A 26,925-nucleotide genomic window follows, 5' to 3' on the forward strand; every position below is an offset into this window, starting at 1 on the left:
TTACTATCGCGCTGGAATCGGGAATGTCGTTTCCCGAAAATTTACCCTTTGGGCCTATCGCCGGGCCTATGGAAGCCATGTCGATGCGTGATCGGCCGACCGAAATGCCGGACATCCAGCTCCTTCTGGGGCAGGATGACGCGCATCTTTCCCATCGCGTGGCGATAGCGGACTGGCTGGCTGCGCTGCCTTATCCGGCGGCTGCATTCTCCTTCGAAGACAATAGGTTGTCCATGGTGGCGACCAATGCGCCGTTCGGAAACTGCTTCACCTGCAGCAACCCGGGCGAAGCCGAACGGCCCCATGCGGCCGAATGGCGCAGGCGGATCGTGCAGAGCGTCCTGTCCGGGCGCGATTCGGAAGGTTTCGAACTGCGCCGCGACGGCATGTTGGGGCCCGAATATTTCTACTGCACCGTCGGGCGGCTGCCCGAACCGGATGGCGAACCCAATCTGTTCCTGTTCACCGCCCTCGACCGGACGAGCGACCGGACCATCGAGAAGAACCTGCGGCGCGAATTATTGTCCGACGGCCTGACCGCGCTTCCCAACCGCACGGGATTTGGCGAGGAGATCGAGGACCGGCTGACCAACACGCCCTGGCCGGACAATGCGCAGTTCGGCATCCTCGCCATCGATCTGAGCCGGTTCAGCCGGGTCAATGAATCCCTGGGCCCGATGGCCGGCGACGAGTTGCTGATCACGGTTGCCAAGCGGTTGAAGTCCAGCCTGCGGCAGGGCGATGTGCTGGCGCGCATCGGCGGCAACGACTTTGCGATTTTCGCCAGGATTAACAATGGTTTATCGGACGCCCTTCATATCGTTCAGCGCATCCGGGACTCGCTCAGCTATCCGATCAGGCTGAGCGATCTGCAAATCCGGGTCGATTGCGCGATCGGCTGCGCCCTGTCGACCAGCTTGACCGAAGACCCCGAGGATGTGGTGCGCAAGGCGCAGGCCGCGGTGAAGATCGCCAAGCGCAGCGGCAAGGTGGAAATCTACCGCAACGGCGTGCTGAAGGAGGCGCAGCGGCGATTTTCCGTCGAGAGCCGGCTGCGCGATGCGCTGGCCCAGGGGGGGCTGACCCTGGCCTTCCAGCCGCTGATCCACCTGCAGACGGGTGAAATCACCGGCTTCGAGGCGCTGGCGCGGTGGGAGGATGAAGAACTGGGCCATGTGTCGCCCGCCGAGTTCATCGCCGTGGCGGAGGAAAGCGGGCTGATCACGCCGCTGGGCCGCTGGGCGGCCTATGAGGCGGCGCAGGCGCTCAGCCGGTGGGATGCGAAATTCGGGCAGGCGCTGCCGGTGGGCGTCAATGTGAACCTTTCCCCGATCCAGATGGCGCGGGACGATGTCGCATCCATGTTCGAGGAAGCGCTGCGCTATGCGGGCATTTCGGGCAAGCGGCTGACGGCGGAACTGACCGAAAGCGCCATCGTGGCGGACCCCGAAAAGGCGCGGAAGCTGCTGTTCGCGCTCAAGGACCTGCACATGCCGATCGCCATGGACGATTTCGGCACCGGCTATTCCAACCTGGCGAGCCTGCACAGCCTGCCCATCGACATATTGAAGATCGACCGCAGTTTCGTGACATCCATGCTGGAGGACCGGGACAAGGAGATCATGGTGCGCACCATTCTGTCGCTGGCCGAATCGCTGGGGCTGCATGTCACGGCCGAGGGGATCGAGACGCAGCAACTGGCCCATGCGTTGCAGAATCTGGGGTGCTGGCAGGGGCAGGGCTATTATTTCGCGCGGCCGATGGCGGAGGGCGACGCCTATGACTATTGGCGGGCGCGTTGGAATTTCGAAACGGTCTGATCCGCGATTTCCGAGACGCGGGCTGCGTCGGGAAAATCCTCCGCCACCCAGATGTCCTGAACCTCGGCCAGCGCCTTCGCCACGTCCGGGCCGGGCTGAAGGCCCCGCGCGATCAGCGCGCCGCCGCCCAGCGGCAGGCGCGGCGGGACCCAGTCCGCGAGCATCTTCAGGCCGTCGAGCGGAGCCGAGGGATCGATCAGGATACGGTCGATGGCCCCTTCCACGCCGATCCGGAAGGCGAGGGCGCGGGGGGGCGCGCCGGTGGCGGCGCCTTCCAGCGCGGCGGTCAGGCGCTTGCGGGCCTTGTTGGACAATTTGAGCCGGGCGCCCACCTGATCGGCGGCGCGCGGGTCCGGTGGAAGCAGGGCCGCCAGGCGGCGCAGGGCCGCAGGGGCGATGCCGGAGGCGGCCTCCCGCTCGACCAGCATGGACAGGCGGGCCAGTCCGTCATGGTCGACCTCCGGCAGGACGGGCAGCAATATGCCGCCGTCGACCATGAGCCGGAGCGAGGCGAGCGGCCCGGGCAGGGCGAGCAGTTTGAGCAGTTCGTCCGCAATGCGTTCGCGCGAAAGGGCCATCAGGCTGTTGGCGGCGTCGCGGCAGGCGGCATAGGCCTCCACATCCGGTTCGTCATGGCCGAAGCGCGCGAGGAAACGGAAATAGCGCAGGATGCGGAGATGATCCTCCGCGATGCGGGCGCTTGCCTCTCCGATGAAGCGGACGCGATGCGCGCGGAGATCGGCGACGCCGCCGAAGAAGTCCGTGATGGCGTGGGTGAGGGGGTCGGCATAGAGCGCGTTGATCGTGAAATCGCGCCGGGCGGCGTCTTCGCGCCAGTCGTCGGTATAGGCGATGGTGGCGCGGCGGCCGTCCGTGCTGACGTCGCGGCGGAGGGTCGTGATCTCCACCGGCCAGCCGTTGATCACCGCCGTGATCGTGCCATGGTCGATGCCGGTGGGGACGGCCTTTATCCCGGCGGTCCTGAGGCGGTCGATGACGGACTGCGGCTCCAGCACGGTGGCGATGTCCAGGTCGTTGACCGGCAGGCCCAGAAGGCCGTCGCGAACGGCGCCGCCGACGAAGCGGGCGAGGCCCTGTTCCGCGCCGAGCGCCCTCAGCAGCGCGTCCAGGCCGGGGCGATGGCGCCAGTCGGCGTCAGGCAGCAGGCTGGTCATGGCCTAGCCTGCGCGACAGATTGGCGAGGATCGCGGCGGTGATGCCCCAGATGCGGCGTCCTTCCCAGAATATTTCGTAATAATGCCTTTCAACACCCTGATAATCTATCGATTTCCTGATCCGGTTGGCGGGATTGAGGGCGAAGGAGAGGGGAAGTTCGAACAGCTCCGCCACCTCCGCTTCCCGGGGGGAAAGGGGAAGGTCGGGCGGGATCACGCCGAGCACGGGGACGATGTCGAAGCCGGTGAAGGTGTGATAGCGGTCCGACGTGCCGATGATGTCGACCAGGCCGGGAGGGAGGCCGATCTCCTCCTGCGCTTCCCGCAGGGCGCCGGCGATTTCGTCAGGGTCGTCGTCGTCGACCCGTCCGCCGGGGAAGGCGACCTGTCCGGCATGCTGGCGCAGTCCGGCGGAGCGCTGGGTCAGGATCAGTCCGGGTTCGGGACGGTCGGTGATCGCGACCAGCACGGCCGCGGGCGAGAGCAGGATGTCGCCGTCGATCCGGGGGTCGCGGGTGTCGGAGGGTATCAGGCCGACCTCCCGCTCATGCCCCTGCCTGAGGGCGGTCCGCAGCCGTTCCGCCAGGGTCATGCCGATCCGTCCAGCGCGAAGAAGGCGCCGTTGCTCCAGAGGCCGATGGGTTGGGCGCCTTCGTCCAGCGCCAGGTTCATCAGTTCATAATAGACGCTGCGGGCGATCAGCGCCTCCAGCCCGCCGCGGACATGGAGATAGGGATGCGGTCCGTCCGGCGTTTCGCGCAGGACAAGGGCATTGTCCGGGCCGGCGGCGACCAGGTCGCCCGTGTTGAGCCGGAAGGCGAGGTTGCGCGCCCGGCCTTCGCCTTCGCTCTTGAGCTCGACGGCGATGAAGGGGGCATCCTCCACCTCGATCGAGAGTTTCTCCACGGGCGTGACCAGGACGTGGCTGCCGTCGGGTTCGCGGCGCAGGATGGTGGAGAAGAGGCGGACCATGGCTTCGCGGCCGATGGGCGAGCCCTGATGGAACCAGGTGCCGTCGCGGGCGATGCGCATGTCGCTGTCGCCGCAATGGTCGGGGTTCCACTTCTCCACGGGCGGAAGGCGCTTTTCCGCCAGCAGGCGCGCGACATCGCTGAGGGACAGGCTGGAAAGATCGGGGGGCGGCTCCATCGGCATGGGGCCGAGATAGGGGCGCTTGGGCGCGAAGGCAAAAGGGAAATTTCAGGCGCGGACGGTGGCGCGCGGACCCAGCATGCCCGTGCCGCCTATCGGCCTTCCGTCGACCGACAGCGCCAGCAGGCGGCGCGGCTCGAACGGGCCGGGGCAGTCCCAGCCGCCGGTGCCTTCGGCCGAAAAGCCCCAGAATCGGCCATAATATTCCGGATCGCCGATCATCATCAGCGGATCGCTTCGCCGCGCGCGGGCGGCCGCGACGACGGCGTCCATCAGGGCGCGGCCGTGGCCGGCGCCCTGCACCGCGGGGTCCACCGCGACGGGGCCGACCATGATGAGCGGCGTCCGGCTGCCGTCTTCATGGGCGAGCGCGACGGGCCAGCTTTGCAGGGAGCCGATGAGTCTGCCCTCCCCATCCCGCATGCCGAAGGAGAGTTCAGGCAGCCAGGGCATGCCGTCGCGAATCAGATAGGCGGTGCGACCGTGCCGGTCAGGGCCGAAGGCCGCGTCAAGCAGTTGCTCGATCGCGTTCCGCGACATCATGTTGAGGGGCACTATCACAGACACGTCTTGCCGATCCGTCCTCAATGGCGCATGGACGCGCCGAGAGCGGCGGGCTTTAGCGCGTGGCTCGCAAAATAAAAGTCTAAACTGGGGCCGGCCCGCGGCAGGGACGGCCTGAATGTGGCGAGCTATGAACAGCGGATTTGACGATTTCCTGACGTTGGAGGTGAATAATCTGGACGTGGATGTCCTGACCGGCATCTATTCGGAGGAGACGCACCTGCCGCAACCGCTGCGCATATCGATCAGGGCGCGGCTGAAGATCGCGGACCATTACGATCCCGACACGCCGCTGTCCCGGTCCAAAAATTACATGGACCTGAAACATGCCGCGACCGCGGCCCTGCCGGAAGGACAGCATTTCACGCTGATCGAGGCGGTGGCCGATCATATCATCGAGACGATCTTCCTCCAGGACGACAAGGTGACCCATGTCGAGGTGAAGATCGTGAAGCTCGCCCTCAGCGAGAAGGGCGAGGAGATCGGGATCACCATGGGGCGCGGGCGGAGATAGGGCGGTTTCCGGGCGATCGGAACCGATCGCCGGTCAGGACATGGCGGGCCGCCGCGCGGACGGGGCGTCTGGCCCGGGCGCGCCCGTCATTCCCGTCGCTACCCCTTGATCAGGCCGATTTCCCGCAGCCGTTCGGTCAGATAGTCGTGCGCGGTTATGGGCGGGTCGCGGCGGGGATGCGCCGCATCGACGCATTGGGGCAGGGCGTCGATCAGGAAGTCCGGCCGCAGGTGCAGGAAGAAGGGCATGGAATAGCGCGAATGGCCGCGCCGTTCCGGCGGCGGGTTGACGACGCGGTGGCTGGTCGAGGGCAGGCGATGGTTGGTCAGCCGCTGGAGCATGTCGCCCACATTGATGGCGAGCGCGCCCGGCGGCGGAACCACGGGCAGCCAGTTGCCGTCCCGGTCCCTGAGTTCCAGCCCGCCTTCCTCGGCGCCCAGCAGCAGGGTGATGAGGTTGATGTCCTCATGCGCGCCGGCGCGGATGCCCGGCGCTTCCGGCGAGACGGGCGGATAATGGAGCAGGCGCAGGATCGAATTGCCGTTTTCGATGGGCTTGTCGAACCAGCGTTCCTCCAGCCCCAGATATAGGGCGATGGCGGACAGCAGTTCGGCGCCGACGCGGTCGAATTCGGCATAGAGGCGCGTGAACGTCTCATGGAATTCCGGCAGCTCGTCCGGCCAGACATTGGGCGGCATGCTTTGCGCCAGCGGATCGCCTTCGGGCAGGTCGCGACCGACATGCCAGAATTCCTTGAGGTCGTTCTCGCTCGCGCCCTTGGCGATTTCCACGCCGAAGGCGGTGTAGCCGCGCTGGCCGCCATTATATCGGGCGTCGTAGCGGCGCTTTGCCTCCTCCGGCAGGGCGAAGAAGCGGCGGGCGAGCGCCCAGCCCGTGTCGATCAGCGCCGGGTCCATGCCATGGTCCTTCACCATGGCGAAGCCGAAGCGCTGGAAGGAGCCGCCGAAGGCGGCGGCGAAGTCGGCCCTTTCCATATTGCCCAAGGACAGGACAGGCACTTGTCCCAGCAGGGATTGCGACACGTGATTCTCCGAAATTCAACTGGACCCGCCCAGGCGCGCCGTCCTGGCGCCGCCGGGCCATGCGCGCATCCTTGATCGTCCTTCGCGGCTGATGCAAGGATAAGCCATGAACTATTGGCTGATGAAATCGGAACCCGACGCCTTTTCCTACGACGATCTGGCCGCAAAGGGGAAGGCGGAGTGGGACGGGGTGCGAAATCATGCCGCGCAAGGCCATATGAAGGCGATGCGCAAGGGCGATCTTTCGATCTTCTACCACAGCAATATCGGGGTCGAGGCGGTCGGCATCATGGAGATCGTCGAGGAAGCCGCGCCCGACAGCACGGACGGGACGGGCAAGTGGGTGGCCGTGCATGTGGCGCCGAAGGAAAAGTTCGCCAAGCCCGTCACGCTGAAGACGATGAAGGCCGATCCGAAGCTGGCCAATATGGTGATGATACGCCAATCGCGCCTTTCCGTGTCCCCGCTGACGGCGGCGGAATTCAAACATATTCTTGATTTATCAACGGGTTGAGTTAGCGGTTGCGGGAAATGCAATCGTTTCGCCTTTGTTTGCGATTGTCGTTTTAGCGCGGCGCACCATAAATCGGCATCAACAGAAAAGAATATTCCAGAGGTGTTTGATCGGCATTCACAAGGAGTTTACCCATGCGAATGCTGTCCAAGTTTGTCCTTTCCGCCCTGTTCGCCGCCGGCGCCGCCAACGCTCCCGCCCATGCCGAAGACGCTGCCAAGCAGAAGTTCACGCACGAGGGCTACACCTATGTGTATGACGTCAAGGACACCAAGACCGGCAAGGTGATTTCGGGCCGTCGCTATCCCGACGCCGTCGCCTTCAACCTGTCGGTCAAGAATGGCCGCGTGTCGGGCGTTTCCGGCGGTCAGTCGGTGGCCTTCAAGGTCGATGAGGCGCGCGGCGCGGCTGCCGAATAAGCCTTGAATGTCTTGAAGACATGAAAAAGGGCGGCTTCCCATCGGAAGCCGCCCTTTTTCGCGCCTGTCAGCGGCAGCGGCGCTTGCTGTCGATTTCCTTGCCGAGCAGCGCGCCGCCGGCGGCGCCCAGGATCGTGCCGGTCGCGCGGTCGCCGCGGGTGTCGATGGCGCGGCCGACCAGAGCGCCGCCCACGCCGCCGACGATCAGGCCGGTGGTGCCGTTGGACTTGCGGCAGTACATGCGGCCGTCGCGCCCGCGCCATTCGCGATATTGATAATGGCGGCGGGCGTTGGCGCCGTCCGTCGGGATCGCCATCGAAGCGGGAATGGCCAGCGAGACGGCTGCCATGGCCATAAGGGCTTTACGCATTTTTTCTCCTCCAAAAGACGTGCTTTGATCGTTCAACCCGCGCATATTGATGGAGGTTGCATGAACCTGCGACAACGACGCATCATGTTGTTTTTCCGGGCATAAATTTTGAGGCAGGGCGATGGACGGTTACGATGAAGCGGCAGCGGGGGCTTTGATCCGGCTCCTCGACCTTGCGCCCCATCCGGAGGGGGGATGGTTTCGGGAAAGCTGGCGGGCGGCGGCCGGAGCGGGCGAACGGGCAGGCGGGACCGCGATCTATTTCCTGCTGGAGGCGCATCAGGCTTCGCACTGGCACCGGGTCGACGCCGTCGAGCACTGGTTCTGGCATGCCGGGGCGCCGCTCACCCTGTCGATCGCGGACGAAGGAGGGGCTGCACGGGACATGCTGCTGGGCGGGGACGTGCTGGCGGGGCAGCAGCCGCAAGGGCTGGTCCCGGCCCATCATTGGCAGGCGGCGCGGCCGATGGGCGGATGGACGCTGGTCAGTTGCGTGGTCGTGCCGGGCTTTGAATTTTCCGGCTTCACGCTGGCGCCGCGAGGCTGGTCGCCGGGCGGCTGAACCATGCGGAAAAATTATCCACACTTATCCACAGCTTTAGCGGGAGGCGGTCTTCAGGGTGCAAGATTCCGCTTTGAGCGACTCGCTTTTGGTGAGAGCATCCTCTTATCGGAAAGACCGGGAGACAGAGCGATCTGGATGCCAAAGTCGATGAGAAATCAGCGACTTGAAGGAATTTTCGAGCGTCGGGAAAGAAGCATGGACCGGAAGGAAAATGCGGAAATCCGATGGTTCTCAATAGACGGTGCCGTGCACGCGCGAAAGTGAACGTCGGGCATCGAATAAAGAGGACAGGCTGCGGGAGAACGGCCGACCGGCCGGGCAAACGGAGCCGACACGATAGCAAAGCCTTTGAGGCGGACCTATCGCACGCCGAGTCCGATGATCGCATCTTGAAAGAGAAGCGGATCGAGAGACGCGACGGAAGTGGGGACCGGCAGAAATGCCGGCCCCCATTTTGTTTTTGGGGCCAGGGCGCGCTGCGTCAGATTGCGCAGGTCGCGCTCTGAAACATGATCAGCGGGCGCGATGGGCGATCCAGTGGGCGGCGTACAGTGACAGCGCCAGACCCGATGCCAGCCAGATCAGGAGGATGACCGCCATTGCCGTGCGGCTTTTGGGACGGTCCGACAGGCGTTGCGCTTCGGTGCGGAACTGCGCCATCAGCGGCGCGGGAATGAGGCGGATCGCCAGGGCGATGCCGAGCGGCAGGATGATGAGATCGTCCAGATAGCCCAGGATCGGGATGAAGTCCGGGATCAGGTCGACCGGGCTGAGCGCGAAGGCGGCGACGGCGGCGGCGACGAGCTTTGCGGCCGGGGGTGTGCGGCTGTCGCGGGCGGCGAGCCACAGGGCCATGATGTCGACCTTCAGCGCGCGGGCCCAGTTTTTCAGGCGTCGATATGCCATCGGGCGAGTATAGGGCAAGTGGGGTGGAATCAGAACCTGTCGGTTCGGGCTGCGCGGAATGTTTCGACAGGGGACTTCGGCTTCGTCCAGCCTCACCCCGGCATGAACGGTTCTGGAAGTCATGGTGCCGGCTGAGGGGATCGAACCCCCGACCTTCGGTTTACAAAACCGCTGCACTACCGCTGTGCTAAGCCGGCCCATCCGTTTCGGACGGGGAGCGCCTTACTATCAGATGATGCCGAACGTCCAGCCCTCTGTTGCGGCGATTTTTTCGTCGAGCGGCGCCGGGTTCCACAGGCTGGGGCGGGGGGCCGCGCGGCGGAGCCAGGCGGCGGTCAGGATCGCGTCGGCGCCATGGTCGTCGGGGGGAAGGCCCATATGCGGTTGTGATCCGACGGCGAATAGCGCGTCGTTCAGCGCGGGGAGGTCGCGCATCTTGGCCCGGCCCTTGGGGCGTCCGGCGGCGCGCGCGGCGATGCTGGTGTAGATTTCCACGATCAGCGAGCCGATCCTGGGCGGCGGGTCGAAGGGCCAGACGGGGACGTGCGGATGGACGTGGTGGAGCAGGCGCATCCCTGAAAAACTGGCCTTGGCGACCTGCGCCGCGCCGATGGCGTCATAGACGGTGGAGGGCTTGCCGCCGCCTTGCGCGTTGTAATGCGCCTCGCAGGCGCGGTTGTGCATATAGTCCGCCTTGATGCCGTCGGCCTTGCCGAAATAGAAATGCCGCCGGTGGGTGCGTTCGAGCAGGCTGGCGGCGCCCAGATCCTCGTCCGCGCAAATGCCGTCGACATAGGCCCAGAAGGCCGGGCCGGTGGCGGGCACGTCGTCGCCGGGGAGGTAGCTTCGGCGCGCGACATAGGGCGGGGCGAAGCTGAAATCGAAGCCGAACAGGGTCGGGGCTTCGGCCGCGGTCCGGACAAGCCAGTCCGCGACGGCGCGGCGCGACCAGAGGCCGCCGCCGTCCGGATGCTGGAGCCGGGGCGCCGCATCGCCGGCTTCGCACAGGGCGACGGCTATGCCCTTGTGGCGCGATCCCTTTGCGCCGGACCAGTCGATGACCGCATAGCGGGCGAAGCGGGGGGTCATTTCGGGCGGCGTTCGGCCCTCAGGCGGTCCCAATAGGCCATGCGTTCGGCAATGCGGGCTTCGAAGCCGCGTTCGGTGGGGGCGTAGAAGCTTTGGGGCTGCATTTCCTCGGGCCAGTAATTGTCGCCGGAAAAGCCGTCCTGCGCGTCGTGGTCGTACTGATAGCCCTTGCCATAGCCGATGGTCTTCATGAGCTTGGTCGGGGCGTTCAGGATGTTCTGCGGCGGCATGAGCGAGCCGGTCTCGCGGGCGGACCTCCAGGCGGATTTCATGGCGCTGTAGGCGGCGTTGGACTTGGGCGCGGTGGCGCAATAGAGGCAGGCCTGGACGATGGCGAGTTCGCCTTCGGGGGAGCCGAGAAAGTCGTAGCTGTCCTTGGCGGCGAGGCACTGGACGACCGCCTGCGGGTCGGCAAGGCCGATGTCCTCCACGGCGAAGCGGACGAGGCGGCGCAGCACGTAGAGCGGCTCCTCGCCTGCGGTCAGCATGCGGGCGAGATAGTAGAGCGCGGCTTGCGGGTCGGAACCGCGCAGGCTTTTGTGGAGCGCGGAGATGAGGTTGTAATGACCCTCCCGGTCCTTGTCATAAACCGCGACGCGGCGGTGGAGCAGGGCGGAAAGGCCCGCCGGATCGAGCGGCTGCGGGACGTCGATGGAATAGAGGGTCTCCACTTGGTTCAGCAGGAAGCGTCCGTCGCCGTCTGCGCTGGCGAGCAGGGCTTCGCGGGCGGCTGCATCGAGCGGCAGGGGGCGTTCCATCAGCGATTCGGCGCGTTCCAGCAACTGTTCGAGGGCGGTTGCGTCGAGGCGGCGCAGGATCAGCACCTGCGCGCGGGAGAGGAGCGCGGCGTTGAGTTCGAAGCTGGGATTTTCGGTGGTCGCGCCGACCAGGGTGACGGTGCCATCCTCCACGAAGGGGAGGAAGCTGTCCTGCTGCGCGCGGTTGAAGCGGTGGATCTCGTCCACGAAGAGCAGTGTCTTCTCGCCCCGCCGGGCATGGTCCCTTGCGGCGGCAAAGACCTTCTTGAGGTCGGCCACGCCGGAGAAGACGGCGGAGATCGGTTCGAAACGCATGCCGACGGCATCCGCCAGCAGGCGGGAGATGGTGGTCTTGCCCGTGCCCGGCGGGCCCCAGAGGATGATCGAGGAGAGCCGGCCGGCGGCGACCATGCGGCCGATCGCGCCATCCGGTCCGGTCAGATGATCCTGCCCGACGACGTCCGCCAGCGCGCGGGGGCGCAGCTTGTCGGCCAGCGGCGCTTCGGCTGGGACAGGGGGGAGATCGTCGGGGGCGAAAAGATCGGCCATCGCCTGTGATATAGGAAGGCTTTTGCGTTCAGGGAACAGGGCTCGACCGGACCAGCGCGCCATGTTCGCGCTGGCGGATGATGCGGATATAGGTGTCGACCAGCGCCTGGTTCACCTGATCCCAGCCATAATGTTCCGCCTGCGCCATGGCGGCCGCGCCGGCGGCGGAGCGCGTGGCGGGATCGGTGCAATAGACGGTCAGCGCGTCGGCAAAGGCGGTGATCGCGCCGGGGCGGATCAGGCGGCCGGTGACGCCGTCGGTGACAAGGCTCTCGCTGCCGGTGGCGCGGGCGGCGACGGTGGGCAGGCCGCAGGCCATCGCCTCCAGCGTGACGTTGCCGAAGGTTTCCGTGACGCTGGGGTTGAACAGCATGTCCATGCCCGCGACGGCGCGGCCGAGGTCCGCGCCCTTCTGGAATCCGGTGAAGACGGCGTTGGGCAGGCGGTTCGCGAACCATTCCCGGGCCGGCCCCTCGCCGACGATCAGCACCTTGTGCCGCACATTCTTCGCCGCCAGATGATCGATCGTGTCGGAAAAGACGTCGAGGCCCTTTTCCATCACCAGGCGGCCGATGAAGCCGATCACCGGTTCGTCGTCCGCGATGCCGAGCGACCGGCGCCACGCCATGTCGCGGCGGCCGGGATGGAAGATGTCCCGGTCTATGCCGCGGGTCCAGATGCCGACATCATAGCTCATCCGCTGTTCGCGCAGGAGCTGCGCCATCGATTCGGACGGGGCGACGATGGCGTCGCAGCGGCGGTAGAAGCGGCGGAGCAGCGATTCGATCACCGGCTCCAGAAAGGCGAGGCCGTAATAGCGCGGATAGGTTTCGAAGCGCGTGTGGACGGAGGCGACCGCCGGCAGCCCGTGGCGGCGCGCCCAGGCCACGGCGCGATGGCCGAGCGGATCGGGGCTGGACACATGGACGAGGTTCGGGCGGAAGGCCTTCAGGTCGCGGCGGACGGCGCCCGACATGCGGTAGGGAATCCGATATTCGCGGCGGCCGGGCACGGGCACCGACGGCGCGCTGACCAGATCGCCCGCCGGATCGAAGGCCGGGCTGTCCGTGGTGGGCGAATAGACGCGCACCGCCGCGCCCTGCCGCAGCAGATAGGCGACGAAGCGGTTGAGCGCCTGGTTCGCGCCATCGCGCACATAATTGTAATTGCCGCTGAAGAGCGCGACGCGAAGCCCCGTGACATCCATCCGCCGCCCTTAACGCAGGCAGGCGCAAAACCCAAGGGAACCAGGACGGCATTCGGGATTTTTGCCTTGCGGCAGCAATGATGGCCGGCCGGCGCGGTTGTTCCCCGAAGGAGAGAATGCTTGATGACCGGAAGCTTTCGCAAAGGAGCGAGGGTCAAGTGGAATTGGGGGCAGGGCGTCGGCCGCGGGAGAGTGGCCGAGCGGTTCGAGCAGCAGGTCGAGCGCCGGATCGAGGGCGCCGTCATCAGGCGGAACGGTTCCCGCCGCAATCCCGCCTATCTGGTGACCACCGACAGCGGGTGCGAAGTGCTGAAGCTGGGTTCGGAGCTGTCGCCCGCCTGAGTCCTTTTCCTGTCGAGCGGCCTTTTCCCGGCCATGGCTTCCATGGCAAGGGAGGGCATGACCCTTTGTTCCATGACCGTCGACGCGCTGCTGACCGGGATGCCCGTGCCCTTTCGCGACGGCGACTATAGCGCGATCGCGAAGAGGCCGGTGACGGGCGCGGTGCGGATCGGCTGGCTGGGCCTTGAAGGCGACGGGGTGGCCGACAAGGTGCATCATGGCGGGTGGGACAAGGCCATCCACCTCTATCCCCAGGACCATTATGGCTGGTGGCGCGAGCGCAAGCCCGGTCATCCCTTGCTGGAGGGGCCGGGCGCCTTCGGCGAGAATATCGCGTCGCGCGGGATGACCGAGGAGGAGATCTGCCTTGGCGACCGCTTTGCGCTGGGCAGCGCGGTGGTCGAGGTGAGCCATGGACGGCAGCCCTGCTGGAAGCTCGACCATCGTTTCGGCGCGCGCGACGTGATGGCGACCATCGTGAAGACGGCGCGATGCGGCATCTATTTTCGGGTCTTGCGGGAGGGGGAGGCGGAGGCCGGCACGCAGATGGAATTGCTGGAGCGGCCATGGCCCGAGTGGCCGGTCGCGCGGCTGTTCCGGCTGCTGATCGGGGGAGGGCACAAGGGCGAGCCGGACGCCGTGAGGGCGCTGGCGGACATGCCGGTGCTGGCCGAGGCGTGGCGGGACAGGGCGCGCAAGCTGGCCTGAAGGCCGGCGGGGTCGCGGTCGCCCCGATTAGCGCCCGATTAGCGGAAAACCACCGTTTTGCCGCCATTTTGCAGGACCCGGCGGTCGGCCAGCCATGTGACGGCGCGGGCGAGCACCTGCGCTTCGATGTCGCGTCCGATGCGGATCATGTCCTCCGCCGTGGCGCGATGGTCCACGCGCTCCACCGCCTGTTCGATGATCGGCCCTTCGTCGAGATCGGCGGTCACGAAATGCGCCGTGGCGCCGATCAGCTTCACGCCCCGCTCATGCGCGCGGTGATAGGGGCGCGCGCCCTTGAATCCGGGAAGGAAGCTGTGGTGGATGTTGACGCAGCGGCCGGCGAGTTTCTCCACCAGTTCCTCCGAGAGCACCTGCATGTAGCGGGCGAGGATCAGATATTCCGAGCGTGTCCGTTCGAACAGGCCGAGCAGCGCTTCCTCCTGCGCGGCCTTGTCGCCATTGGGCGGCAGCTCATGATAGGGAATGCCGTGCCATTCGGTGATCCGGCGCATGTCGGGATGGTTGGACACCACGCCCATGATGTCGACCGCCAGCGTGCCCGTCTGCCAGCGGTGCAGCAGGTCCGCCAGGCAGTGCGACCCCTTGGACACCGCGATCAGCATGCGCGGCTTTTCATCGGCGGCGGTCAACCGCCAGTCCATGGCGAAGCGGGCGCCGACATCGCCGAATTCGCCGCGCAGCCTGCCGGTGTCGCCCATGCGGCCGTCCGTCGCCTCGAACGCGACGCGCATGAAGAAGCGGCCTGCTTCCCGGTCGGCATATTGCTGGCTGTCGGTGATGAAGCCGCCGCGTTCCGCCAGGAACTGGCTGACGGCGGCGACGATGCCGACGCGGTCGGCGCAGGCCAGGGTCAGCACCCAGGATGGGACAACCGGATCAGTCAACGCGCATCTCCCCGCAAAAATCGGGAACCCGTTGCCTCAAGCCCGCGCGCCGATCAACCCGTTATGCGCGTCCTTCGCCCTGGGTGCTGGTCATCGCGAAGATGCCGGTCGCATTGCCGGTGTCGAAGGCCAGGTCCAGCCTGCCGGTTGCGGGATCGATGTCCCGGCTGATGAATTCGTAGAAGGAGCCCGGAACCCGGCGCAGTTCGTTGCCGGCGAAGAGCCGTTCCACCGTGTCGGCGCGCAGGGCGGTTTGCCGCACCCGCCCGGTGCGGGAGATTTCCAGCCGATCCTTGATCGGCCAGTCCTCCGCCTTCAGCCGTTCCGCCAGCGCGGCGATGTCCGCCACCCGGTCGGTGGCGTGGTTGAAGGCGTTTCCTTCCGTCGCGATCCAGCCCGCCTCATGGGATCGGGAGAGCAGCAGTTCATAATCCTCGACGCTCGGCGGCTGATGCTGCCGGTCGAAGGCGGCGACGATCACCGGCAGGGCGGCGGCCGCCTCCGCCAGCGTGACGGGCTGGCCGTCCGCGAATTTCCCGAGCACGGCCTGCGCCTCCCCCGTCAGCGGATCGCGGGATGTGCCGAACACCCGCGCCGCCGTTTCGGCGAATTCCGGGTCGAAGCGGTCGGCATGCAGTTCCGACAGGAAGAATTGGGGAATCGCTTCGGGCAGGTCGGCATGGCGATAGGCCCGGCCCGTCATCCGCAGCCGGTCGAGCGGATAGACCGCCGCCATCTCATAGCCCAGCGGCAGCAATATGCGGGTGAAGGCCTCCTCCCCGGGGGGCAAGCGTCCGGTCGGGCCTTCGGCCAGCCTCATGGTGCGCAGCGCGCCATGGTCGAACAGCACCTTGCCCCCATGCGCCAGCCGGTCCGCGACATAGGCCGCTCCGCTCGGCACCCGCTGCAGGAGGTCGTGGAACAGCGCCACGTTCATCGCCATGGCGAAGGCGGCGCGGGAGACATGGGGGCCGCCCTGTTCCGTCAGGCGGCGGTCCAGATCGAGCGCCGCCAGCGCTGCGCCGGCTGCTTCCGGGCCAAGAAGCCCCTCCACCAGCGCATGGATCACCGATTGATTTTCGATCGACATGGGACGCTCCGTGCTGAGGTCCCATTATCGCATGGTTGAAATAAAATTCCAAGCTTTGGCAAGATTTACATCTTCTTCGGCATGCACTCCGCGCCGGCCGCCCTGATCGCGCCGCACAGCCGGGTCGCGTCCGCGCCGCTCGCCAGGGGACCGGCCTGAAGCCGGGTCACGCCGCCGCTAGTCGATATATAGGGCTGGTAGCCGGACAGGCCGCCGACCTTGGCGCTGAGCTGGGTCCAGAGCGTCCGGGCCCGCGCCTCCGCGCTGAAGGCGCCGATCTGCACGCGCCAGCCGCCGGCGGCCGGCTTGGGGAGGGCCGGCTTGGGGAGGGCGGGCTTCGGGGCGGCGGGTCCGGCCTCCGGGGGTTTAGCGGCGGCTGTCCTTGCGGGCGCGGGTTTGGCCGTGGGTTCAGGCGCCCTGGGCCTGGGGGTGGAGGGCGGCAACTGCGCCGTCCGCACCGGGGCCGGAGCCTCCCGCACCACGGGGGCGGGCAGGCGAGGATCTTCCTCCTGCCGGCCGATCGAGCGGGCCATGGCGATGGCGTCGTTGCGCTGATCCTGCGGAATATATTTGTCCATCTGGCGGAGGCTGGCCGTCGCCTGCGCCAGTCCGGACTGCGACGCTCGCGTCATCAGCGCATAGGCGCGCACCCAGTTCTTGGCGGTCAGGTCTCCGTTGAACAGGGCCGTGCCGACGATATATTGCGCACGCGGCTCACCCCGTTCGGCGGCGCGTTGCAGATAGGGAAAGGCGCCGGCGCGGTCGCCCTGCTGGAACATCAGGAGGCCCAGATTGTCCTCGGCCCGGGCATGGCCCTGCTTCGCGGCCTTGCGATACCAGTCGATGGCGAGGGCGGGATCGGCCTTCACGCCGCGGCCCAGCTTATAGGCCTGTCCCATGTTGAACTGCGCATCGGGATCGCCGGACTGCGCCAGCGGCTGCCACACCGCCACCGCCCTGGCATAATCGCCCTGTTGCCAGGCATCGACCCCGGCCTTCACATCGGCCGATGCGGCCTGCGTCAGGCCCAACATTGCTCCAGCGGCCAGCACGCCCCAGATACGCTTCATGCTCATGCTCCCAAGGGTTCCTGCCCGATCCTATGCCGTCACAAGGTTAATAGCGACTTAGCATTAAGAACATCGCCTTTTTAACGGGCGTCAGGCTTCCGCGCGGATTAACCAATTCTTAGGCGGGCCTGTGGCACTGCTTCCTTCCATTGGATTTTCTGGGGGAAATTGCGTGCGCATATTGGCATTGGCATCGCAAAAGGGGGGATCTGGCAAGACGACCCTGTCGGGGCATCTGGCCGTCCAGGCGCAGATGGCGGGCGCCGGTCCGGTCGTGCTGATCGACATCGACCCGCAGGGATCGCTGGCCGACTGGTGGAACGAGCGCGAGGCCGAATATCCCGCCTTCGCCCAGACCACGGTCGCCCGTCTGGCCGCCGATCTTGAGATACTTCGCCAGCAGGGCTTCAAGCTGGCCGTCATCGACACGCCGCCCGCCATCACCATGGCGATCCAGAGCGTCATTTCCGTGGCCGAGCTGATCGTCGTTCCGACCCGTCCCAGCCCGCACGACCTGCGCGCCGTGGGCGCCACGGTGGACCTGTGCGAGCGCGCGGGCAAGCCGTTGATCTTCGTCGTCAACGCCGCCACGCCCAAGGCGCGCATCACATCCGAAGCGGCGGTCGCCCTGTCGCAGCACGGCACGGTCGCACCGGTCACGCTGCACCACCGCACGGATTTCGCGGCCTCGATGATCGACGGCCGCACGGTGATGGAGGTCGACCCCAATGGCCGATCCGCTGGGGAGGTCACGCAGCTCTGGACCTATGTGTCCGACCGGCTGGAGAAGAATTTCCGCCGCACCGTCTTTTCCGTGCCGCACAATGCCGTCGGCACGGCCGGCACGGTTCGTCCGGCAAGCGGCGGCTTCGGCCGCCGGGTCACGCAATAAGGGAAGGGGAGCATCATGGTCGAACCGAAACCTCTCGCTTCGCTGACGTCCGGCCTGCTGGCGCGCAAGGGCGCCGCATCGCCCGCCATGCGCCGTCCCGTCTTCGGCCTGACCGCCGGAGCCACGGCGCTGCAGGAAGATCTGGGCTGGAACGACATGGGATTTGACGTGACGCAGCCGGAACCGGCGCCGTCCGAGGCCCGCTCCGTCGCCGGGCTGACCCCCATGACCGCGGTTCCCGCCGTGGCGCCGGTGCCCGCCGTCGTCACCGAACGCGAGGAACTGGCCGAGCGCATCGCCGAAACGGCCGTGCCGGCAAAGGTCGGGAAGGCCGGGAAGAAGGCCCGCGCCTCCGCCGTGGCGAAGGGGCGCAAGGCCGCCTTCACCCTGCGGCTGGATGCCGACCGCCATCTGAAGCTGCGCCTTGCCAGCGCCATCGTCGGCCGCTCCGCGCAGCAGATGGTGACCGAGGCGCTGGACGCCTATCTTGGCAGCCTGCCGGAAGTCGACCGGCTGGCCCAGCAACTGCCGCGCGCCCGCGGCGACAATTGAGGGTTGGGAAAGCCATGAAGCGCAAGGCCTTCGCCAAAGCAGCGGTCGCGTCGATGCTGATCGGCACGACCATGGTGGGATGCACCGGTGCGGCGTTCCGCACCACCGCCGCCGTCGCGCCGCAGAAGCCGGACCGTCTGGCGGCCGGCGTCGAGAAGGCGCTGGCGGATCGCGACGGGGCCCGCGCGGTCGAACTGGCGGAGGCGGCCGTGCAGGCGGCGCCGCAGGATGCGGGCTATCGCCAGTTGCTGGGCCGCGCCTATGTCGCCGGCGGTCGCTTCGCATCGGCGGAAACGGCGCTGACCGATGCGATGACGCTGGGCAATCGCGACGCCCGGACGATCATCACCCTTGCGCTGGTGCAGGTCGGACTGGGCAAGGATCGCGCGGCGCGCGACCTGCTCGCCAGCCATGCCGACATCGTTCCGGCGGCCGACTATGGTCTGGCGATGGCGATGGCGGGCGATGCGCCGGAGGGCGTGCGCATCCTGTCCGAGATGATCCATGATCCGTCGGCCAATGCGCGCACCCGCCAGAACCTGGCCTATGCCTATGCGCTGGCGGGCCGGTGGAAGGATGCGCGGATGATGGCGGGATTCGACCTCGATCCGCTTGCCGCCAACCAGCGCATCACCCAATGGGCGCAGAACGCCGCGCCCGGCCTTTCGCAGCAGCGGGTCGCTGCGCTGATGGGCGTGACGATCGACGGCGCCGATGCCGGTCAGCCTGTGGCTCTTGCCCTGGCGCCGCCGGCGTCGCCGGCCCGGATGGCGGAAGCCGCCCCGGTCGAGCAGGCCGTGGAGGCCGGTCCTGTCGCGCTTGCCGCCGCCGATCCCGCACCCGCGCCGCTGCCAGCCATGGCGGAAGCGCCGGCGCCGATGATCCAGGCCATTGCGGCCCCCGTCCGCGTCGCCGCCCCGCGCCAGGCCGCGCCGGCGCGTGTCGCGGCGGCTGCGCGCATGCAGCAGGCTCCGCGCCTTCAGCCGGCGGCTTTCCGCGCGAGTGGGAAGGGCGGCGGCCACTGGGTGGTCCAGCTCGGCGCCTATGACAATGCGGCCATCGCCAAGGAAAAATGGTTCTCCATGGCTCGCCGCAACAGCATGCTGGCGAATTTGCCGGTCGTCACCAGCCAGATCGCGGTGAACGGCGCCACCCTGGCCCGTCTGGCGGTCGGCGGCTTCGACGAGCGGGCGGAGGCGGTCGCGCTGTGCCGGGCCATACAGGCGCGGCGCGGTCAATGCTTCGTGCGGGAGAATGTGGCGGACGCGACGCCGCAGCGCTGGGCGCTGGCGACGCGCGGGCGCCAATTTGCCGGCCGCTGAAAAAATCTTGCATTACAGGCGTCTTGCGGGCGGCTCCCCCATGGGAGCCGCCCGCTTCCTTTTTCGCTGCTGCCTGCGGGGCGGTGAAATGGGGAAGAAGGCGGGGGCGGGACATCTGCCCTCCTCCTCCACCTATCAGCATTTCGAATGGGTGTATTCGAAGAACTAAATCGCCTCCCTTAGATTATATTCATAATGCAACGCCCCGAAGGCCGACCGGACGTCGTGCCGAATGGAGCGGCGCGCGACAGCGCCGCCTGGGGGATATATGCGGTTGAGTTCGAAAATCGGGCGGGTCCTGGCGGCCGGCGCGAGCGCCATGGCCTTCTGCGCGGGCGGGGTCGCCGGGGCCGCGGAGCCCGATGCGCCGTCCCCGGCGCAGGCCGGGCCGGGAGACACCGGCGTGGAGGTGATCACGGTCACCGCGCGCCATCGCGCCGAAAAGCTTCAGGAAGTGCCGATCGCCGTCACCGCCCTGACGGAGCGGGACCTTGCCGCGTCCGGCAATTCCAGCATCCGCCAGATGCAGAGGCAGGTGCCGAGCCTTCAGATATTGGGGTTCAATCCGCGCAACATCACGATCCAGATCCGTGGGCTGGGAACGACGGGCGGCGCGGCCAACAGCGGCACCGAGCCCGGCGTCGGCATCTATGTGGACGGCGTCTATCATGCGCGTCCGTCGGTGGTCGTCTTCGACACTTTCGACGTGGCCAATGTCAATGTCCTGCGCGGTCCACAGGGCACGCTGTTCGGCAAGAACACGGTGGCCGGCGCGATCGAGATCACCAGCCAGCGCGCATCCTATGAGCCCGAATTGCTGGGGGAGGTTTCCTATGGCAATTACGACTATGGCCAGATCAAGCTGGCGGCGTCCGGGCCATTGGGGGACAGCGGCTTCGCGGTCCGGGTCGCGGGCATGAAGGCGGACCGCAACGGCACCGTCTATAACAGCGTCTACAGGGACGACTGGCAGGATCACCATAACCAGGCCGTTCGCGGGGAGCTGGCCTATCGCAATGGGGACGAGAGCTTCACCGCCCGGCTGAACGCCGATTATAACGACCAGAATTCCTATTCGGCCATGCCCCGGCGCGGCGTCCTGCCGAAGCTGCGCGCGGATGGCAGCGTCGCGACCGCAAGGGGCTATTACGACCGGGCGCGCGACGCCGGTTATGTCCCGCCGCCCATAGACGCCTTTGCGCGGCGCATCGATGTGGATACGCCGTTCACGATCAACATGCAGACCGGCGGCGCTTCGCTTACCCTGGTGAAGAAGCTGCCGGGGGATCACAGCCTCACCTCGATCACCGCATGGCGGTTCTGGGACTGGAATCCCTCCATCGACAGCGACGGCACCGGCGCGGCGATCAACATCCAGACCAATCTGCCCACCGCCCAGCGGCAATGGAGCCAGGAACTGCGCATCGCCTCCCCCGGCGGGGGCGCGGTCGACTATACGGCGGGGCTTTATTATTTCTGGCAGCGCACCCGCGAGGTGCCGTTCAACACCTATGGCAGGGATGCCGCCAAATATCTGCTGGGCGCCGCCTTCCCTTCGGAAGCGCTGAACAATTTCAGCCAGACCGGCCTGCAGCTCTTCCACACCAAAAGCTATTCCGCCTTCGCCAATGCGACATGGCATGTGGATGAGCGCCTCGACCTTACCGGGGGCATCCGCTACACCTATGAGAAGCGCTCGGGCCGTTTCGAATCCGTGGCCGTGGGCGGCGTGCCGCTGACCGACCCGGTCTTCTCCTCCCTGTCCCCCGAGCAGCTGACCGCCATCGCGTCCCGCCGGAACGGCTTCGCTCCCACGGCGCGATACGATGCGGCGACCGAGGGCGGGCGCGTGTCCGGGACGGTCAACGCGCTTTATCGGCTGGCCCCCGGCATCAACCTTTATGCCGGTTATTCGCGCGGCTTCAAATCGGCGGGGATCAACCTGGTGACGCCGGTGCAGCTCGCCAACGGGCCGGCTCCGGTGACTTTCGATCCGGAGATCGTGGATTCCTTCGAAATCGGCCTGAAGACCGACCTGTTCCACAACGCCGTCACCTTCAACCTTGCCGCCTTCCGGTCCGACGACAAGGGCTATCAGGCCAATCAGGGGGTGATCGTGCAGACGGGCAGCGGGCCCATCGCCCGCTATTTCATCACCAATGCCGGCAAGGTCAGGACCCAGGGCGTCGAAATGGATGTCCGGGCGAGATGGAACGGCCTGTCGCTGACGGGCGCCGCCACCTATAACGACGCCAAATACCGGTCCTACACCAACGCCCAATGCCCCTATCTCTGGGTCACGGCGGCCAATGGCGGGATCTGCGACATTTCCGGGCGCCAGATCGCGGGCGTGTCGAAATTCGTCTATACCATCGCCGCCGAATATGCCTTCGCCCCACGGCCGATATTGGGCACGGAGGCGACGCTGTTCCTGGGCGGCGACTATAATCACCGGACCGGTTTCTACGGATCGCTCAATACCGATCCCTTCGCCCGCGTGCCGGGCTATGGGCTGGCGAGCGCCTATGCCGGAATCCGGAGCGCCGACAATCGCTGGGAATTGCGGCTGTGGGGCCGCAACCTCTTCGACAAACAATATTTCGTCAATGCGTCGGTCGATCAGGTCACGACCTATTCCTACAACGGGACGCTTGGCGATCCGCGCTTCTACGGCGCCACGCTCAGGATGAAGCTGTGAACCGCGCCGCCGCCGCCCGCCGGGCCGCCCGAACCCTTCCAACGATCCCCGCCAGAAGCGGCTTTGCCCAGACAGGAGACAGCAGATGACGATTGCCAACCGGTTGAAGCTGGGCCTTGTCCTCCATGGCGTGGGCCGGGGATGGCAAAGCTGGCGCCATCCCGAAGCCATCATCGATGGCAGCACCAATATCGACCTTTATGTCGAGCAGGCGCAACTGGCCGAAAAGGGCCTGTTCGACTTCGTCTTCGTGGCCGACAGCCTTCAGATCGACGAAAGGTCCATGCCCCATTATCTGAGCCGGTTCGAACCGGCGACGATCCTTTCGGCGCTGGCGACCGTCACCAGCCATATCGGCCTGGTCGGCACTTTCACGGTATCCTATTCCGAACCCTTCAACCTGGCCCGCCAACTGGCATCGCTCGACAAGATCAGCCGGGGCCGGGCGGGCTGGAACGTGGTCACGTCCTGGCTTGCCGGGACCGCCGCCAATTTCGGCAAGGACAGGCATTTCGCCCATGACGAGCGCTATCGCCTGGCCGCGGAATATGTCGACGTGGTGCGGGGACTGTGGGACAGTTTCGAACCCGGCGCGCTGGTGGGGGACAAGGAGGCGGGCGTCTTCCTCGAACCCGGCAAGCTCCACACCCTGGATCATGCCGGGGAGTTCTTCCGCGTTCGTGGCCCGCTCAACCTCGACAGGACGCCGCAGGGCTATCCCGTGACCTTCCAGGCCGGCACGTCGGAGGAGGGCCGGAACTTCGCCGCCAGCTATGCCGATGCGATCTTCAGCGTGCCGCGCAGCAAGGAACAGTCGATCGCCTTCCGCAGCGATCTGCGCCGCCGCGCCGCGGAGGCCGGGCGCGATCCCGACAAGCTCTATGTCTTCGGGGCGATTTCCGCGCAGGTCGCCTCCACCCGGGAGGAACTCGACCGCCTGGTGGAGGAGCGCAATCGTTATAATTCGATCGAGAATGCCCTGTCGTCGCTCGGCCAGTCGTTCAACGACTATGATTTTTCCAGGCATGATCTGGACGCGCCCTTTCCCGCGGTGACGGAGGAATGGCTCAACAGCAGCCAGGGGGCGGTCACGCGCATCGTCAGCGCGGCGGTCGAGGAAGGGCTGACGCTGCGGCAGACCGCGCTGCGCTTCGGCAGGCCGATCGACAGCCTGGACGGCACGCCCGAAGAGATTGCGGACCAGATGCAGAGCTGGCTGGACGACGGCGCGATCGACGGCTTCATGCTGACGGAGGGGCTGCCGGGCCAGCTGAAGGCCTTTGTCGAGCAGGTCGTGCCGGTGCTGCAGCGGCGCGGATTGCTGCGGACCAGCTATGAGGGCGCGACCTTCCGCGAGAATCTGGACCTGCCGATACCGCAGAACCGCTATTCGGGCGCGGCGGCATGAGAATGAGTGGGGCGATCCACCGGATGAAGGCGCTTTGGCGGACGCTGGCCGGCGCGGCGGTCGCTGTCCTGCTCGTTCCGCTTGGCGGGTGCGATCGTCCGGCCGACGGCGATGGTCAAGTCCTGCGCGTCGGCACGCACAGGGGCGGCACGCGGGGCATGATGCTTGCGGCCGGAGAGTTGAAGGACGTGCCCTACCGGATAGAATGGGCGCAGTTCCCGAGCGCCCAGACGCAGATCGAGGCGATTTCAGCGAATGCGGTGGATGTGGGGATCGCCGGCGTGGCCTCCTTCCTCTTCGCCTATAACGGCAACCCGCAATTGCGTGCGATCCAGGCCATGGACGGAGGACCGGAGCAGAAGGCGGTCGCCGTCATCGTTCCGGAAAAATCGGCGGCGCGGGACATGCGCGACCTTCGCGGCAGGTCGATCGCCACGACCAGGGGGTCGGTCGGGCACATCACGCTGCTCCAGGCGCTGGAACAGGCCCATCTGAAGACCAGCGACGTGTCGATCAGCTTCCTGAGCCCGAACGATGCCATGACCGCCTTCGCCACGGGCAAGGTCGACGCGCTTGCGATATGGCTTCCCTATCTGGCAACCGCTGTCCGCAGCCACCATGCGCGGGTGCTGACCTATGCCTGGAACGGCACATCCAACTATCTGGTGCAGGTGAGCAGCGACGCTTCGGTGCGGGCGAAACATGCGTTGCTGGAGGATTTCCTGCGCCGCTATGCGCGGGCGCAGCTCTGGGCGAACGGGCATCCGCGCGAATGGTCGGAAATCTCTTCGCGGGAAACCGGCGTTCCGCGCGACATCGCCGCCTACAGCGCCGAACGCTGGCACTGGACGCCTGCCCCGGTGGACGGCCGGGTGGCCGACGCCCTGCACGAAACGGCGCGGATCTTCGCCGCGGAGCTGCCGCCGCCGCACCGCGACGGGGCGGCGGGCCTGGATTCCAGCTTCGACCATGCGGTTGACGGATCGGGAGGCCGGCGCAGCGGAGGGTGATCCGCCTCCCTGAAAAATCCCTGGTGGTGCGGCCATCGCTTTGCGCTTAGGTTCCCCCCTCGAAATCACGATCGGTCATGAGGTGGAGGATGAAGTACAGGATCGGTTTCGACGATCAGCGCAAGCTGGTTTCCGTTTCCTTCTTCGAATTTCTGGATGCGGAAACCGGCCAGCGCTACACCACGGAATTGTCTGACGGGCTGCGCGCCAGGCAGGGGAGGGGGCACTACAACCTCCTCATCACGGTCGGGCAGCAGGACATCATGCCCCAGGGCACCGTGGAGGCGATCAACGATCTGGTCGAATCCGAAGCCTTCAGGATCATCCGCAAGACGGCGGTGGTTTCGCACAGCGCGCTGCATGCGATGCAGGTCAAGAGGATCGGAGAAAACCGCCTGATCAGGCCGGTCGCCACCGAAAAGGAGGCAATGGACTGGTTCGCCGGGGAGGAAGGGCCGGAGTAGCGCCGCCGGGCGATGCGCTACACCGGATGTCGTGGCAGATCGCTGAGCGCCGAGACATTGCGGTAGCGGGTGGCGCGCCCGATCACCATGCCGTCGGAAAGCTGATCGACCAGTTCCCGCTGGATTTCCTGCCACGGCGTCTGCGCCCTGGGCATGGGGAAGCCGCCTGCCGCCTCCAGCGCGTCCCGCCGCCGGGTCAGTTCGGCCTGTTCGACCAGCAGGTCCGCCCTGCGGCGGCGCAGATCGATGCGAATCCGGTCGCCGGACCTGACCAGAGCCAGATTGCCGCCGCTCGCCGCCTCCGGCGAGGCGTTGAGGATCGACGGGGAGGCGGAGGTGCCCGATTGCCGGCCGTCGCCGATGCAGGGCAGGACGCTTATTCCCCGCTTCACCAGGGCGGCCGGCGGGCGCATGTTCACGACCTCCGGAGCGCCGGGATAGCCGACCGGTCCCGCGCCCCGCATCACCAATATGCTGCTTTCGTCTATCCCGCTTGCCGGATCGTCGATCCTTTTCCGGAAATCCTCCGGGCCTTCGAACAGGATGGCCGTGCCTTCGAACGCGTCCGGATCGTCGGGATCGGTCAGATAGCGGTCCCGGAATTCAGATGTGATGACCGACAATTTCATGATCGCCGATGCAAAGAGATTGCCGCGCAGCACGATGAAGCCGGCATTTCGGCGCAGGGCCGTTTCGGCGGTGCGGATCACATCGCTGTCGGTTGCCACGGCGTTCCGGCAATTCTCGCCCAGCGTGCTGCCGTTGACCGTCAGCGTGCCTTCATGGATGCGGCCCATCCGCATCAGTTCCGCGACGACCGCCGGAACGCCGCCCGCCCGGTGGAAATCCTCCGCCAGATAGGCGCCGGCGGGCTGCATGTTGACGAGCAGGGGAACGTCATGGCCCCGTTCCCAGTCCGCAATGCCGAAATCGACGCCGACATGGCGGGCTATGGCTATGATGTGCACCGGCGCGTTGCTCGATCCCCCGAGCGCGGTGTTCACGACCACGGCATCAATATGTCGGAAGGGCGGATATTCTGCCGCACCAGTTCCACGATCCTGCGCCCGGTGCGATAGGCGGTGGCGCCGCGTTCCCGATAGGCGGCCGGAATGGTGCCGCTGCCCGGCAGGGAGAGGCCGAGCACTTCGGCCAGGGCATTCATCGTCGACGCGGTGCCCATCGTGTTGCAATAGCCGGCTGAGGTGGCGCCATCCATGATCGCCTTCCTCATCTCGCCCTCGCTGATCCGGCCGGCGGCATGTTCGGCGCGCAATTTCCAGGCGATGCTCACCGCGCCCGCCCGCTCGCCCCTGTACCAGCCATTGAGCATCGGCCCGTTGGTGAGCACCATGGCGGGGATGTTGGCGGTCGCCGCCGCCATGATGCAGGCGGGGGTCGTCTTGTCGCAGCCCGTGGTCAGCACGACGCCGTCCAGCGGATAGCCGTGCAGCGTTTCGACCAGTCCCAGATAGGCGAGGTTGCGGTCGATCGCCGCGGTCGGGCGGCGGCCGGTCTCCTGAATGGGATGGACCGGAAACTCCAGCGGAATGCCGCCTGATTCGCGAATGCCGTCCTTCACCCGCTGCGCGAGTTCGAGATGGCTTCTGTTGCAGGGCGAAAGGTCGCTGCCGGTCTGGGCGATGCCGATGATGGGCCGCCCGCTCTGGAGCTCTTCCGGTGTCAGTCCGAAGTTCAGATAGCGGTCCGTGTACAGCGAGGCGAGCACCGGATCCTCGGCATTGTCGAACCATTGCCGGGACCGCAGCCTGCGTTCCTCCCCGGACTTTCCGCCGCCGCTCATCTGCCGCCTCCCTGA

At 66.6% G+C, this 26,925-nt stretch carries 27 protein-coding genes, 1 tRNA gene and 1 pseudogene; 14 read left to right on the top strand and 15 right to left on the bottom strand.

Annotated features, from left to right (window positions below; translation table 11 throughout):
* Positions 1 to 77 precede the first annotated feature (77 nt).
* Positions 78 to 1,820: a putative bifunctional diguanylate cyclase/phosphodiesterase gene (locus TZ53_RS16465; protein WP_371873089.1), complete on the top strand. Its 1,743-nt coding sequence runs from the start codon at positions 78 to 80 to the stop codon at positions 1,818 to 1,820.
* On the opposite strand, the gene TZ53_RS16470 is transcribed toward TZ53_RS16465, so the two are convergent.
* From TZ53_RS16470 to TZ53_RS16485, 4 genes are read right to left on the bottom strand one after another with little or no spacing between them, the layout of a single operon-like run.
* Positions 1,784 to 2,995 carry a CCA tRNA nucleotidyltransferase gene (locus TZ53_RS16470; RefSeq protein WP_044661983.1) on the bottom strand — a complete coding sequence of 404 codons (1,212 nt, stop codon included), beginning with the start codon at positions 2,993 to 2,995 and terminating at the stop codon, positions 1,784 to 1,786. The genes TZ53_RS16465 and TZ53_RS16470 overlap by 37 nt on opposite strands.
* A complete protein-coding gene (locus TZ53_RS16475; RefSeq protein ID WP_044661984.1) occupies positions 2,976 to 3,587 on the bottom strand; it encodes a CoA pyrophosphatase in 612 nt (203 codons plus the stop codon). The genes TZ53_RS16470 and TZ53_RS16475 overlap by 20 nt, the downstream gene beginning before the upstream one ends.
* Entirely contained in the window at positions 3,584 to 4,150 is a 567-nt protein-coding gene (locus TZ53_RS16480) for a DUF1285 domain-containing protein (protein ID WP_044661985.1), read from the bottom strand. Before TZ53_RS16480 ends, TZ53_RS16475 begins: the two co-directional genes overlap by 4 nt.
* 45 nt (positions 4,151 to 4,195) lie before the next feature.
* Positions 4,196 to 4,690 carry a GNAT family N-acetyltransferase gene (locus TZ53_RS16485; RefSeq protein WP_170825591.1) on the bottom strand — a complete coding sequence of 165 codons (495 nt, stop codon included), beginning with the start codon at positions 4,688 to 4,690 and terminating at the stop codon, positions 4,196 to 4,198.
* Between the two features lie 151 nt (positions 4,691 to 4,841).
* Here TZ53_RS16485 and TZ53_RS16490 point away from each other — a divergent pair, with 151 nt between their 5' ends.
* Positions 4,842 to 5,225 (top strand): dihydroneopterin aldolase, encoded by a 384-nt coding sequence (locus tag TZ53_RS16490; RefSeq protein ID WP_025551250.1) that lies wholly within the window; start codon positions 4,842 to 4,844, stop codon positions 5,223 to 5,225.
* A gap of 98 nt (positions 5,226 to 5,323) precedes the next feature.
* Here TZ53_RS16490 and TZ53_RS16495 read toward each other — a convergent pair whose 3' ends face one another.
* On the bottom strand, positions 5,324 to 6,268 hold the full coding sequence (locus tag TZ53_RS16495) for an isopenicillin N synthase family dioxygenase (protein ID WP_044661987.1): 945 nt from the start codon (positions 6,266 to 6,268) through the stop codon (positions 5,324 to 5,326).
* A gap of 106 nt (positions 6,269 to 6,374) precedes the next feature.
* On the opposite strand from TZ53_RS16495, the gene TZ53_RS16500 reads away from it, so the two are divergent.
* Positions 6,375 to 6,782 (top strand): EVE domain-containing protein, encoded by a 408-nt coding sequence (locus TZ53_RS16500; protein WP_044661988.1) that lies wholly within the window; start codon positions 6,375 to 6,377, stop codon positions 6,780 to 6,782.
* Positions 6,783 to 6,922: 140 nt separating this feature from the next.
* Positions 6,923 to 7,201: a hypothetical protein gene (locus tag TZ53_RS16505; RefSeq protein WP_025551248.1), complete on the top strand. Its 279-nt coding sequence runs from the start codon at positions 6,923 to 6,925 to the stop codon at positions 7,199 to 7,201.
* A gap of 67 nt (positions 7,202 to 7,268) precedes the next feature.
* Here the strand turns inward: TZ53_RS16505 and TZ53_RS16510 are convergent, their stop codons facing one another.
* Positions 7,269 to 7,571, bottom strand: coding sequence for a glycine zipper 2TM domain-containing protein (locus TZ53_RS16510; protein WP_025551246.1), 303 nt, complete (start codon positions 7,569 to 7,571; stop codon positions 7,269 to 7,271).
* 121 nt (positions 7,572 to 7,692) lie between these two features.
* Between TZ53_RS16510 and TZ53_RS16515 the strand changes: the two genes are divergently transcribed.
* Positions 7,693 to 8,133: a cupin domain-containing protein gene (locus TZ53_RS16515; protein WP_044661989.1), complete on the top strand. Its 441-nt coding sequence runs from the start codon at positions 7,693 to 7,695 to the stop codon at positions 8,131 to 8,133.
* A 516-nt stretch (positions 8,134 to 8,649) separates the two neighbouring features.
* Here the strand turns inward: TZ53_RS16515 and TZ53_RS16520 are convergent.
* The 5 genes from TZ53_RS16520 to TZ53_RS16540 form a co-directional block, all read right to left on the bottom strand.
* Positions 8,650 to 9,042 carry a YkvA family protein gene (locus TZ53_RS16520; RefSeq protein WP_025551244.1) on the bottom strand — a complete coding sequence of 131 codons (393 nt, stop codon included), beginning with the start codon at positions 9,040 to 9,042 and terminating at the stop codon, positions 8,650 to 8,652.
* Positions 9,043 to 9,164: 122 nt separating this feature from the next.
* Positions 9,165 to 9,239: transfer RNA gene (locus tag TZ53_RS16525), tRNA-Thr, on the bottom strand.
* Between the two features lie 31 nt (positions 9,240 to 9,270).
* Positions 9,271 to 10,131 (bottom strand): hypothetical protein, encoded by an 861-nt coding sequence (locus tag TZ53_RS16530; protein ID WP_044661990.1) that lies wholly within the window; start codon positions 10,129 to 10,131, stop codon positions 9,271 to 9,273.
* Positions 10,128 to 11,438 (bottom strand): replication-associated recombination protein A, encoded by a 1,311-nt coding sequence (locus TZ53_RS16535; RefSeq protein WP_044661991.1) that lies wholly within the window; start codon positions 11,436 to 11,438, stop codon positions 10,128 to 10,130. Before TZ53_RS16535 ends, TZ53_RS16530 begins: the two co-directional genes overlap by 4 nt.
* A gap of 28 nt (positions 11,439 to 11,466) precedes the next feature.
* Complete coding sequence (locus tag TZ53_RS16540; RefSeq protein WP_044661992.1) at positions 11,467 to 12,645, bottom strand: glycosyltransferase family 4 protein; 1,179 nt, start codon at positions 12,643 to 12,645, stop codon at positions 11,467 to 11,469.
* Positions 12,646 to 12,768: 123 nt separating this feature from the next.
* On the opposite strand from TZ53_RS16540, the gene TZ53_RS16545 reads away from it, so the two are divergent.
* Together TZ53_RS16545 and TZ53_RS16550 are read left to right on the top strand one after the other, a co-directional pair.
* Positions 12,769 to 12,987 carry a DUF2945 domain-containing protein gene (locus TZ53_RS16545; protein ID WP_025551239.1) on the top strand — a complete coding sequence of 73 codons (219 nt, stop codon included), beginning with the start codon at positions 12,769 to 12,771 and terminating at the stop codon, positions 12,985 to 12,987.
* Between the two features lie 57 nt (positions 12,988 to 13,044).
* A complete protein-coding gene (locus tag TZ53_RS16550; RefSeq protein ID WP_044661993.1) occupies positions 13,045 to 13,695 on the top strand; it encodes an MOSC domain-containing protein in 651 nt (216 codons plus the stop codon).
* A gap of 38 nt (positions 13,696 to 13,733) precedes the next feature.
* Here the strand turns inward: TZ53_RS16550 and purU are convergent, their stop codons facing one another.
* From purU to TZ53_RS16565, 3 genes are all read right to left on the bottom strand, one after another.
* On the bottom strand, positions 13,734 to 14,573 hold the full coding sequence (purU, locus tag TZ53_RS16555) for a formyltetrahydrofolate deformylase (protein WP_371873091.1): 840 nt from the start codon (positions 14,571 to 14,573) through the stop codon (positions 13,734 to 13,736).
* 88 nt (positions 14,574 to 14,661) lie between these two features.
* A complete protein-coding gene (locus tag TZ53_RS16560; protein ID WP_044661994.1) occupies positions 14,662 to 15,690 on the bottom strand; it encodes a 2-oxoadipate dioxygenase/decarboxylase family protein in 1,029 nt (342 codons plus the stop codon).
* A 65-nt stretch (positions 15,691 to 15,755) separates the two neighbouring features.
* A complete protein-coding gene (locus tag TZ53_RS16565) occupies positions 15,756 to 16,766 on the bottom strand; it encodes an SPOR domain-containing protein (protein WP_044661995.1) in 1,011 nt (336 codons plus the stop codon).
* A gap of 166 nt (positions 16,767 to 16,932) precedes the next feature.
* On the opposite strand from TZ53_RS16565, the gene TZ53_RS16570 reads away from it, so the two are divergent.
* The 7 genes from TZ53_RS16570 (at position 16,933) to TZ53_RS16600 (ending at position 25,106) form a co-directional block, all read left to right on the top strand.
* Entirely contained in the window at positions 16,933 to 17,652 is a 720-nt protein-coding gene (locus tag TZ53_RS16570) for a ParA family protein (RefSeq protein WP_044661996.1), read from the top strand.
* Between the two features lie 15 nt (positions 17,653 to 17,667).
* Complete coding sequence (locus tag TZ53_RS16575) at positions 17,668 to 18,204, top strand: hypothetical protein (RefSeq protein ID WP_044661997.1); 537 nt, start codon at positions 17,668 to 17,670, stop codon at positions 18,202 to 18,204.
* Positions 18,205 to 18,218: 14 nt separating this feature from the next.
* On the top strand, positions 18,219 to 19,526 hold the full coding sequence (locus TZ53_RS16580; protein WP_044661998.1) for an SPOR domain-containing protein: 1,308 nt from the start codon (positions 18,219 to 18,221) through the stop codon (positions 19,524 to 19,526).
* A 268-nt stretch (positions 19,527 to 19,794) separates the two neighbouring features.
* Positions 19,795 to 22,224, top strand: coding sequence for a TonB-dependent receptor (locus tag TZ53_RS16585; RefSeq protein WP_052628222.1), 2,430 nt, complete (start codon positions 19,795 to 19,797; stop codon positions 22,222 to 22,224).
* An 85-nt stretch (positions 22,225 to 22,309) separates the two neighbouring features.
* Positions 22,310 to 23,632, top strand: coding sequence for an LLM class flavin-dependent oxidoreductase (locus TZ53_RS16590; protein WP_037483682.1), 1,323 nt, complete (start codon positions 22,310 to 22,312; stop codon positions 23,630 to 23,632).
* Positions 23,629 to 24,642, top strand: a complete 1,014-nt coding sequence (locus tag TZ53_RS16595; RefSeq protein WP_130030007.1) for an ABC transporter substrate-binding protein — start codon at positions 23,629 to 23,631, stop codon at positions 24,640 to 24,642. The genes TZ53_RS16590 and TZ53_RS16595 overlap by 4 nt, the downstream gene beginning before the upstream one ends.
* Before the next feature lie 89 nt (positions 24,643 to 24,731).
* Positions 24,732 to 25,106, top strand: a complete 375-nt coding sequence (locus tag TZ53_RS16600; RefSeq protein WP_044662000.1) for a hypothetical protein — start codon at positions 24,732 to 24,734, stop codon at positions 25,104 to 25,106.
* Between the two features lie 17 nt (positions 25,107 to 25,123).
* Here the strand turns inward: TZ53_RS16600 and TZ53_RS16605 are convergent.
* Positions 25,124 to 26,910: pseudogene (locus TZ53_RS16605) on the bottom strand (IlvD/Edd family dehydratase).
* Between the last annotated feature and the right edge of the window lie 15 nt (positions 26,911 to 26,925).

This window comes from Sphingobium sp. YBL2 (genome assembly GCF_000943805.1).
Classification (GTDB): Bacteria; Pseudomonadota; Alphaproteobacteria; order Sphingomonadales; family Sphingomonadaceae; genus Sphingobium; species Sphingobium fuliginis.

What these genes read in the sequence shown, in the direction of transcription:
- TZ53_RS16480 (WP_044661985.1), bottom strand. Translation starts at nt 4,150, where the DNA reads ATGCCGATGGAGCCGCCCCCCGATCTTTCCAGCCTGTCCCTCAGCGAT.
- TZ53_RS16500 (WP_044661988.1), top strand. Translation starts at nt 6,375, where the DNA reads ATGAACTATTGGCTGATGAAATCGGAACCCGACGCCTTTTCCTACGAC.
- TZ53_RS16470 (WP_044661983.1), bottom strand. Translation starts at nt 2,995, where the DNA reads ATGACCAGCCTGCTGCCTGACGCCGACTGGCGCCATCGCCCCGGCCTG.
- TZ53_RS16545 (WP_025551239.1), top strand. Translation starts at nt 12,769, where the DNA reads ATGACCGGAAGCTTTCGCAAAGGAGCGAGGGTCAAGTGGAATTGGGGG.
- TZ53_RS16590 (WP_037483682.1), top strand. Translation starts at nt 22,310, where the DNA reads ATGACGATTGCCAACCGGTTGAAGCTGGGCCTTGTCCTCCATGGCGTG.
- TZ53_RS16465 (WP_371873089.1), top strand. Translation starts at nt 78, where the DNA reads ATGTCGATGCGTGATCGGCCGACCGAAATGCCGGACATCCAGCTCCTT.
- TZ53_RS16520 (WP_025551244.1), bottom strand. Translation starts at nt 9,042, where the DNA reads ATGGCATATCGACGCCTGAAAAACTGGGCCCGCGCGCTGAAGGTCGAC.
- TZ53_RS16550 (WP_044661993.1), top strand. Translation starts at nt 13,045, where the DNA reads ATGACCCTTTGTTCCATGACCGTCGACGCGCTGCTGACCGGGATGCCC.
- TZ53_RS16595 (WP_130030007.1), top strand. Translation starts at nt 23,629, where the DNA reads ATGAGAATGAGTGGGGCGATCCACCGGATGAAGGCGCTTTGGCGGACG.
- TZ53_RS16600 (WP_044662000.1), top strand. Translation starts at nt 24,732, where the DNA reads ATGAAGTACAGGATCGGTTTCGACGATCAGCGCAAGCTGGTTTCCGTT.
- TZ53_RS16515 (WP_044661989.1), top strand. Translation starts at nt 7,693, where the DNA reads ATGGACGGTTACGATGAAGCGGCAGCGGGGGCTTTGATCCGGCTCCTC.
- TZ53_RS16535 (WP_044661991.1), bottom strand. Translation starts at nt 11,438, where the DNA reads ATGGCCGATCTTTTCGCCCCCGACGATCTCCCCCCTGTCCCAGCCGAA.
- TZ53_RS16510 (WP_025551246.1), bottom strand. Translation starts at nt 7,571, where the DNA reads ATGCGTAAAGCCCTTATGGCCATGGCAGCCGTCTCGCTGGCCATTCCC.
- TZ53_RS16475 (WP_044661984.1), bottom strand. Translation starts at nt 3,587, where the DNA reads ATGACCCTGGCGGAACGGCTGCGGACCGCCCTCAGGCAGGGGCATGAG.
- TZ53_RS16505 (WP_025551248.1), top strand. Translation starts at nt 6,923, where the DNA reads ATGCTGTCCAAGTTTGTCCTTTCCGCCCTGTTCGCCGCCGGCGCCGCC.
- TZ53_RS16485 (WP_170825591.1), bottom strand. Translation starts at nt 4,690, where the DNA reads ATGATGTCGCGGAACGCGATCGAGCAACTGCTTGACGCGGCCTTCGGC.
- TZ53_RS16575 (WP_044661997.1), top strand. Translation starts at nt 17,668, where the DNA reads ATGGTCGAACCGAAACCTCTCGCTTCGCTGACGTCCGGCCTGCTGGCG.
- TZ53_RS16560 (WP_044661994.1), bottom strand. Translation starts at nt 15,690, where the DNA reads ATGTCGATCGAAAATCAATCGGTGATCCATGCGCTGGTGGAGGGGCTT.
- TZ53_RS16580 (WP_044661998.1), top strand. Translation starts at nt 18,219, where the DNA reads ATGAAGCGCAAGGCCTTCGCCAAAGCAGCGGTCGCGTCGATGCTGATC.
- TZ53_RS16565 (WP_044661995.1), bottom strand. Translation starts at nt 16,766, where the DNA reads ATGAGCATGAAGCGTATCTGGGGCGTGCTGGCCGCTGGAGCAATGTTG.
- TZ53_RS16540 (WP_044661992.1), bottom strand. Translation starts at nt 12,645, where the DNA reads ATGGATGTCACGGGGCTTCGCGTCGCGCTCTTCAGCGGCAATTACAAT.
- TZ53_RS16530 (WP_044661990.1), bottom strand. Translation starts at nt 10,131, where the DNA reads ATGACCCCCCGCTTCGCCCGCTATGCGGTCATCGACTGGTCCGGCGCA.
- TZ53_RS16585 (WP_052628222.1), top strand. Translation starts at nt 19,795, where the DNA reads ATGCGGTTGAGTTCGAAAATCGGGCGGGTCCTGGCGGCCGGCGCGAGC.
- TZ53_RS16490 (WP_025551250.1), top strand. Translation starts at nt 4,842, where the DNA reads ATGAACAGCGGATTTGACGATTTCCTGACGTTGGAGGTGAATAATCTG.